The sequence below is a fragment of the Streptomyces sp. 5K101 genome (assembly GCF_046506645.1).
In the GTDB taxonomy this organism is placed as follows: Bacteria; Actinomycetota; Actinomycetes; order Streptomycetales; family Streptomycetaceae; genus Streptomyces.
Genome location: NZ_JBKFFO010000068.1, coordinates 1 through 755, shown reverse-complemented (window position 1 = coordinate 755; position 755 = coordinate 1). Strand labels below are relative to the sequence as shown.

Below are 755 nucleotides of genomic sequence, written 5' to 3'. Positions count from 1 at the left end.
AAAAAGCCGCAGCGTACTTCGCGAAGGATCCCCGGTAGCAAGCAAGTACGAGTTCATCGACGAGATGCGGCTCGACACCGAGGAGTACGCGTACAGCGTCGAGTTCATGTGCGGCCGACTCGGCGTATCCAGATCCGGCTACTACGACTGGCGATCCCGCCCGCAATCCGCGACGGCCCAGCGGCGCGAGGAACTGAAGCTGCTCATCGAGAAAGCCTTCGACATGTCCGACGGCACCTACGGCCACCGGCGCATCCAGGCCCAGCTGCATCGCTGGGGCATCACTGCCGGCCTGGAACTGGTCCGCCGGCTCATGCGCGAGCTGGGCCTTGAGCCCTGCCAGCCGCGGCCGAAGAGGTTCAGCCTCACCCAGGCCACAGTGGGCCAGGTGCCGGACCTCGTCGGCCGCAACTTCACCGCTGACGCACCCGGCGAAAAGCTCGTCGGCGACATTACCTACATCGCGACCGGGGAAGGCTGGCTGTACCTCGCAACGGTCATCGACTGCTGCACGAAGGAAGTCATCGGTTACGCGATGGACGACCACTACCAAACCCCACTGATATCCAGGGCGGTCCGCAACGCGGCACGAAACAGAAACCTGTCGGCCGGCGCGATATTTCACTCCGACCGCGGAAGCAACTACATGTCAGCCGAGTTCGGGAAGACGCTCGACCGGTTCAGGCTCCGCAGATCTGCCGGCCGCACCGGGATCTGTTTCGACAACGCCATGGCCGAATCATTTTTCGGCGCCC

1 protein-coding gene is annotated in these 755 nt (G+C 63.7%); it reads left to right on the top strand.

All coding sequences use genetic code 11. The annotated features are described in order from the left end of the window. Positions 1–755, top strand: a 755-nt coding sequence (locus ACLB9X_RS34385; RefSeq protein WP_410364342.1) for an IS3 family transposase, incomplete at both ends; no start/stop codon positions are given.